The organism is Aeromonas sp. QDB34 (genome assembly GCF_027705405.1).
In the GTDB taxonomy this organism is placed as follows: domain Bacteria; phylum Pseudomonadota; class Gammaproteobacteria; order Enterobacterales; family Aeromonadaceae; genus Aeromonas; species Aeromonas hydrophila.
Genome location: NZ_JAPDBT010000046.1, coordinates 1 through 6,475, shown reverse-complemented (window position 1 = coordinate 6,475; position 6,475 = coordinate 1). Strand labels below are relative to the sequence as shown.

Below are 6,475 nucleotides of genomic sequence, written 5' to 3'. Positions count from 1 at the left end.
AACTGTCACGCACCCCCGGCGTAACTGTCACGCACCCCCGGCGTAACTGTCACGCACCCCCGGCGTAACTGTCACGCTCAGGGGAGTAAAAACAACGCTGTAAGCCACGCCACCACTGGCCTGTAGCATTTGCGCAAAAAGTTGATCCAAGATCTTCCAAGATCTTCCATAGGATCTGAGCCCTTTAGGGGCTCCGACCCTCTACAGATTACAGACCTACAGACCAATGCCCGGCCAGAGGCCGGAGGCCCTTTATCGCTGCGCTAAGCTACACACCCCCCCACTGCTGCGCAGTAGGGGGAAAGGCGGGCTTCGCCCGCTGGTGCCTGTCTGAGACGCCACAGGTGTAGGAGAGGAATAAAGTTTCATACTAAGCAGTCAAGTAACCCTGTTTGTACCGTTCTAAATGATACTCACCCAGAAATAAAGATTCATACTAATTCCTACTACAAAATCTGAGTCACGCTACAACTGAGTAATAAAGTATCATACTGGTTGTCTTGAGCATCCACAGATTGATTGGCCCCATTCAAACACGTTTCTGGACAAGAATGAGCTAGAAGTATTGATCTAGCTCTGGTGATTTGAATTAGAAAATGTATTAATGTTGTGTATAGTTTATCAGCAGGTATTCGTAAGCATCTAGTCAGGAAAAACAACAATACCCAACGCTTCGAGAAGCTGTTCTTGTTGCCAGCTGGCAATTTTGATACCTGATGTATCGACTTTTCGAGGATCTAAACCGTCGAGTTCGGCGTGACATAAATTAGCACCCTGTAGGCTAAACTGTCCCCAGACATCTTCAGAAAAAACACCTCGACTTAAGTCTGACTCTTTCAGTGATGCGCCCGCGAGGTGAGTCCCTATCCAGCGATTTTCAAACAGCTCACATTTTTCTAAACAGACCCGCTCCATATTGGCATAAGACAGGTTACATCCAGTAATAAAGGCTGAGCAAAAGTACATACGATTACTCACTTGATTGGCAAAGTTTGCTCGGGAAAAGTTGGCCCCTTTTAAATCACACTCACGTAACTCAATACCGTAGCAATTGGCGTTACTAAAGTTTGCCATCGCAAGCTGGCATTGTTGGAAACTTGCATCGCGAAGGTCTGCGACATCAAAATGGCAACCTTCGATATCACCCTGTTCAATGAACTTGCAGTTAATAAATGTCGCATCACGCAAGTTAGCACGTCGAAAATCGCATCGGATAAAGGTGCAAGCAGTGAAAGTAATATCACTTAGATCTTGATGTGAAAAACTGTGGTGTCGATATGTGTGACGGTAGGTTTCCATGTTGACTCCTATGATGAACTGGACGCAACACTACCATCAAAGCCACATCACATCACCAAAATAAAAACACTAAAAATCAAGATCTTAAAAACCCTCATTTTGCCTATTTTAAGGGGGTAAAATAGCGCCCTGAGCCTCTATGTTAACGTTCAAAGTACGCGGCACCATTGAAAAAAGTTATCCGCTTAAAAAGCCACAGAGAAAAGGAACCCAATAGATTACTGATGTCCGCCATTAGGTAAAGTAACCTTAAACGGAAGCCTGCAATTTGAAGTAGATACAAGGTCTAAGAAGGAATGGGGCATAAACGTTTTAGAAATGGCAGTGTACTCTGATCGCTGCCATTTAAGTATGAATCTTTAATACTCAGTATGATTCTTTATTACTTAGTAACGAAACTTTATTCTACTCACAACAGGAGGCCCGTAGAGCTGTTTTGCCGCGACAGCGGCCTTTCCCCTACTGCGCAGCAGTGGGGGCGGTGTGTAGCCCCGCAGGGGCCTCTTCCTGCACCACCTGCTCTGGCTTAGCCTTTGCCAGTGGTGGCAGACCAAACAGGGCTCGGTCTGGATCACGGTCAAGCTGCTTGTCCAGCTCAGCCCGTAGCCAGACCTCATTGAACTGCCCCAGCTTTCCCGCCTCTATCATGCCCGTGAGCATTGCCCCAACTATGATCTTGCGCCGAGTATCATCCCGCCGTTCCTGCTGCTGTTCCCTTGCCCTCACTCGCTGGATCTCGGCATTGATCCGCGCCCTCTGTTCTTCGAGCTTGGCGAGTTTATCCTCTAACTTTCCCATGTTGACAGCCCTGTTGTTATGTGCCCGTTGTAGAGTATCATCAGGTTACTGATGCCGCAAACCCGACTCATGGAACATGAGGAGGGCGCACTTACCGGTTTCTCTGCGAGAAACTGCCTCCGGCCCCCCTTCGGGGCGGTGCGCTCTCCGAGGGCCACTAGCGTGGAGCTTACACATGGCGATATTTCATCTCGCGGCCAAGACTGGCAGCCGTGGCGGCGGCCAGTCGGCTAAGGCCAAGGCCGACTACATTCAGCGCGAGGGCAAGTATGCCCGCGACAAAGACGAGGTGCTGCACACCCAGTCTGGCAACATGCCATCATGGGCGGCAGGAGCCGCAGAGGTCGGCAACTACTGGGATGCCGCCGACCTGTACGAACGGGCCAATGGCCGCCTATTCAAAGAGGTTGAATTTGCCCTGCCAATCGAGCTGACGCTCGATCAGCAGCGGGTGCTCGTGGACGACTTCGCCAAGTACCTGACCGAGGTCGAGCGCCTGCCGTATACGCTGGCGATTCATAAGGGGGGGGGTGAGAACCCGCATTGCCACCTGATGATGTCCGAGCGCAAAAACGATGGCGTCGAGCGCAAGAAAGATCAGTGGTTCAGCAGGTACAACCCGAAAAATCCGGGGCAGGGGGGGGCGCAGAAAACCGAGAGTTTGAAGCCCAAGGCGTGGCTTGAGAAGACCCGAGCAGCATGGGCAGACCATGCCAACCGGGCGCTGGAGATGGCAGGCCACGAAGCCCGCATCGACCACCGGACGCTAGAGGCGCAGGGGATCGAGCGCCTGCCGACCATCCACCTTGGCCCCAACGTGGTGGAGATGGAGGGGCGGGGCATCCGCACCGGGCGGGCGGATACGGCCCTGTCCATCGAGACGGCCAACACCGAGATCATCGACCTACAGGCATACAGAGAGAGCATCGACCATGAGCGCGATAGACAAAGTGAGGCAGGCCAGAGGGATCGACGAGCTGGCGGGGCAGATCGAGCCGCTGGCGCAGAGCTTGGCGACTCTCGCAGACAAGGCCGTGACGGCGATAGAGGAGACTCAAAATGCCAGCATAAAGCAGGCTGGAGAGTGGGAGATCCAGCAGGGCAAAGCCGCGACGGCGTGGGAAGGCACAGCCAAGGACATGAAGGCCGCAGCCGAGGCACTGGACAAGGCAGCCGGGAAGGCCGAGGGCGCAGCGAGTCAGTTGGGATGGAGGATTTTCGTAGTCACCTCGATGGGTTTTCTGCTGTTTATGCTAGTGCTGCTGATCGGATTGTGGCTCTGGCTGACCCCGGAACTCAGGACGACAAAGGAGGGGGCAATGTGGCTACTACTCAGGCTCAAGTGAAGGGGGATCGCACCTCTCAGGCCATCGCCCGCCAGCTCAAGGCTATGGGCTGCGACCTGTACGATATTGGCATCAGGGACTCCGCCACAGGCAAGATGATGAATCGGGAATGGACGCTGCAAGAGGTGGTCGAGAACGCCGCATGGCTCAAGCGGATGAACGCTCAGGGCAACGATATCTATATCCGGCCAGCCGAATCAGCCAGGCACGGGCTTGTCCTGGTAGACGACTTGAGCAGCTTTGACCTGGACGCGATGAAGGAGGAAGGGCGGGAGCCTGCCGCCGTTATCGAGACCAGCCCGAAGAACTATCAGGCGTGGGTGAAGGTAGCGGCAAACGCGCCAGCAGAGCACAGGGGCGCGATTGCCCGCAGGCTGGCCCGAGAGTATGACGCCGACCCCGCAAGCGCTGATAGCCACCACTATGGCCGTCTGGCGGGCTTTACCAACCAGAAGCCCAAGCACACAACCAAGACGGGGTATCAGCCGTGGGTGCTGTGCCGAGCGTCCAGCGGCCAAGCCGCCACCACAGGCCCCCAGATGGTGCAGGAGGCCGGGCAGGAGCTTGAGAGCAAGGAGCGCCAGCAGGAGCAGGCCCGCAGGCTGGAGGGCATAGAGACAGCCCAGCCGCGCCGTTATCACAGGACTGCCTTGGACGAGTACCGCAGCGAAATGGCGGGGCTGGTGAAGCGGTTCGGGGACGACCTGAGCAAGTGCGATTACATCGCCGCCATGAAGTTGGCCATGAAGGGCATAGATCCCGACGAGATCGCCAAGGCCATGGCCGAGGCCAGCCCCGGCCTCATGGATCGCAAGGCAGGCCATGAGGCCGACTACATCGAGCGCACCATCAAAAAAGTGATGGCGCTGCCGGAGGTGCAGAAGATCCGCGCCGAGCTTGAGCAGACGCAAAAAACCAAGGGGGAATACCCCACGCTGGAAATGTGACTTTTAGTTAGAGCTAACCCATGTTATGGTGTTAGCTCTAACCATGTATTTTGCATTAGCTCTAATGAGGTCTGGTATGAAGGACAAGCGGGATAAATTGACTGGCAACCTGTTGGCCAGCGATAACGCGATCAGGCAGGCTCGGTTTGCCGAGACCCAGCGTGAACTGGGGCGCAAGGCGCGTAAGATATGGGCCACAGACGATGAGGCCGAGGCGCTGCGACTGTACCTAGAGGAACTCAGGGCGGCGCAGGACGGGGATAGCGGCCCCGCCAGCGCCTGACCATCAACCGCCTGCAAAGGAGGCAAATCAATGGCTACCCATAAGCCTATCGACATTCTGGCGAGCTTCACAGAGCTACCGCCGCCGATTGACTATGTACTGCCCAACATGGTGGCCGGCACCGTGGGGGCGCTGGTATCCCCCGGTGGGGCTGGCAAGTCCATGCTGGCCCTGCAACTGGCGATGCAGATCGCTGGCGGCCCCGATCTGCTGGGCGTGGGCGAGCTGCCGACAGGCCGAGTGATCTACCTGCCCGCAGAAGACCCACCAGTTGCCATCCATCACCGCCTGCACGCACTCGGGGCGCACCTCTCCGCAGCCGAACGGCAGGCCGTGGCAACCGACTTGTGGATCAAACCGCTGATCGGAAACGGCCCCAACATCATGACCCCGGAGTGGTTCGACGGCATGATGAAAGCCGCCGAGGGCAGACGCCTGATGGTGCTGGACACGCTCAGGCGCTTCCACATCGAGGAGGAGAACGCCTCCGGGCCTATGGCCCAAGTCATCGGCCGCATGGAGGCCATCGCCGCCGAGACAGGGTGCTCGATCATCTTCCTGCACCATGCCAACAAAAGCGCGGCCATGGCGGGCGCAGGCGACCAGCAGCAGGCCAGCCGTGGATCGTCGGTGCTGGTCGATAACATCCGGTGGCAGGCATACCTCTCCGGTATGACCGCAGCCGAGGCCGAAACGTGGGGCGTGGACGACAACCAGAGGGCCTATTTCGTGCGCTTTGGCGTGAGCAAGGCCAACTACGGCAGCCCGTTTCAAGAGCGGTGGCTAAGGCGGCACGAGGGCGGCGTACTCAAGCCCGTACCACTGGAAAAGCGGGCCAAGCCCAAGAAAGGGGGGGTGCGTGATGCCGCATAAACACGAGCTTACCCACGTCCGGCACGACCCGGCGCACTGTCTGGCCCCCGGCCTGTTCCGTGCCCTCAAGCGGGGCGAGCGCAAGCGCAGCAAGCTGGACGTGACGTATGACTACGGCGACGGCAAGCGGATCGAGTTCAAGGGGCCGGAGCCGCTGGGCGCTGATGATCTGCGCATCCTGCAAGGGCTGGTGGCCATGGCCGGGCCGAGCGGTCTGGTGCTTGGCCCGGAACCCAAGACCGAAGGCGGGCAACAGCTCCGGCTGTTCCTGGAACCCAAGTGGGAGGCCGTCGAAGCTGACGCCATGGTGGTCAAGGGAAGCTATCGAGCGCTGGCCCGTGAAATCGGGTATGCAGAGGATGGCGGCAGCCAGTTCAAGGCAATCCGGGAGTGCATTGAGCGCCTGTGGACGGTCTCCATCATCGCCCAGAATGGCCGCAAGCGGCAGGGGTTCCGGCTGCTTGCCGACTACGCCAGCGACGAGGCAGACGGGCGCCTGTATGTGGCCCTGAACCCCTTGATCGCGCAGGCCGTCATGGGTGGCGGCCAGCATGTGCGCATCAGCATGGACGAGGTGCGGGCGCTGGACAGCGAAACCGCCCGCCTGCTGCACCAGCGGCTGTGTGGCTGGATCGACCCCGGCAAGAGCGGCAAGGCCACTGTGGATACCTTGTCCAGCTACGTTTGGCCCGAGGAAGCCAGCGGGGCAACCATGCGCCAAAGGCGCAAAAGGGTACGGGATTCGCTGCCAGAGATTGTCTCATTGGGCTGGACGGTCACCGAATATGCCCCTAGCAAGTACAACATCGCACGGCCCAAGGCGGCAGGCTGACCCCTGTGCTAACTGTCACGCCCCCGGCGTAACTGTCACGCACCCCCGGCGTAACTGTCACGCACCCCCGGCGTAACTGTCACGCACCCCCGGCGTA

At 57.7% G+C, this 6,475-nt stretch carries 7 protein-coding genes and 1 pseudogene; 6 read left to right on the top strand and 2 right to left on the bottom strand.

Annotation, left to right across the window (positions count from 1 at the left end):
* Positions 1–642 precede the first annotated feature (642 nt).
* Positions 643–1,299 carry a quinolone resistance pentapeptide repeat protein QnrS2 gene (locus OKC29_RS22815; RefSeq protein WP_012537714.1) on the bottom strand — a complete coding sequence of 219 codons (657 nt, stop codon included), beginning with the start codon at positions 1,297–1,299 and terminating at the stop codon, positions 643–645.
* A 459-nt stretch (positions 1,300–1,758) separates the two neighbouring features.
* Positions 1,759–2,097 carry a mobilization protein gene (locus tag OKC29_RS22810; protein ID WP_223917427.1) on the bottom strand — a complete coding sequence of 113 codons (339 nt, stop codon included), beginning with the start codon at positions 2,095–2,097 and terminating at the stop codon, positions 1,759–1,761.
* A gap of 76 nt (positions 2,098–2,173) precedes the next feature.
* Here OKC29_RS22810 and OKC29_RS23115 point away from each other — a divergent pair.
* The 6 genes and pseudogenes from OKC29_RS23115 to repC form a co-directional block, all read left to right on the top strand.
* Positions 2,174–2,923: pseudogene (locus tag OKC29_RS23115) on the top strand (MobA/MobL family protein); the annotation flags it as partial.
* A gap of 106 nt (positions 2,924–3,029) precedes the next feature.
* Positions 3,030–3,443 carry an IncQ-type mobilization protein MobB gene (locus tag OKC29_RS23110; RefSeq protein ID WP_227982273.1) on the top strand — a complete coding sequence of 138 codons (414 nt, stop codon included), beginning with the start codon at positions 3,030–3,032 and terminating at the stop codon, positions 3,441–3,443.
* Positions 3,371–4,390 (top strand): DNA-primase RepB domain-containing protein, encoded by a 1,020-nt coding sequence (locus OKC29_RS23105; protein ID WP_420481201.1) that lies wholly within the window; start codon positions 3,371–3,373, stop codon positions 4,388–4,390. Before OKC29_RS23110 ends, OKC29_RS23105 begins: the two co-directional genes overlap by 73 nt.
* Positions 4,391–4,466: 76 nt before the next feature.
* Positions 4,467–4,673, top strand: coding sequence for a plasmid repression protein F (urfF, locus tag OKC29_RS22800; protein ID WP_128314199.1), 207 nt, complete (start codon positions 4,467–4,469; stop codon positions 4,671–4,673).
* A gap of 30 nt (positions 4,674–4,703) precedes the next feature.
* Positions 4,704–5,546: a helicase RepA family protein gene (locus tag OKC29_RS22795; protein WP_128314198.1), complete on the top strand. Its 843-nt coding sequence runs from the start codon at positions 4,704–4,706 to the stop codon at positions 5,544–5,546.
* On the top strand, positions 5,536–6,378 hold the full coding sequence (repC, locus tag OKC29_RS22790) for a replication protein C, IncQ-type (RefSeq protein ID WP_128314201.1): 843 nt from the start codon (positions 5,536–5,538) through the stop codon (positions 6,376–6,378). The genes OKC29_RS22795 and repC overlap by 11 nt, the downstream gene beginning before the upstream one ends.
* The last annotated feature ends 97 nt before the right edge of the window (positions 6,379–6,475 follow it).

Bases quoted from the DNA above. Each gene is read 5' to 3' on its own strand.
- OKC29_RS22815 (WP_012537714.1), bottom strand. From the start codon at position 1,299: ATGGAAACCTACCGTCACACATATCGACACCACAGTTTTTCACATCAA.
- OKC29_RS22810 (WP_223917427.1), bottom strand. From the start codon at position 2,097: ATGGGAAAGTTAGAGGATAAACTCGCCAAGCTCGAAGAACAGAGGGCG.
- OKC29_RS23110 (WP_227982273.1), top strand. From the start codon at position 3,030: ATGAGCGCGATAGACAAAGTGAGGCAGGCCAGAGGGATCGACGAGCTG.
- urfF (WP_128314199.1), top strand. From the start codon at position 4,467: ATGAAGGACAAGCGGGATAAATTGACTGGCAACCTGTTGGCCAGCGAT.
- OKC29_RS22795 (WP_128314198.1), top strand. From the start codon at position 4,704: ATGGCTACCCATAAGCCTATCGACATTCTGGCGAGCTTCACAGAGCTA.
- repC (WP_128314201.1), top strand. From the start codon at position 5,536: ATGCCGCATAAACACGAGCTTACCCACGTCCGGCACGACCCGGCGCAC.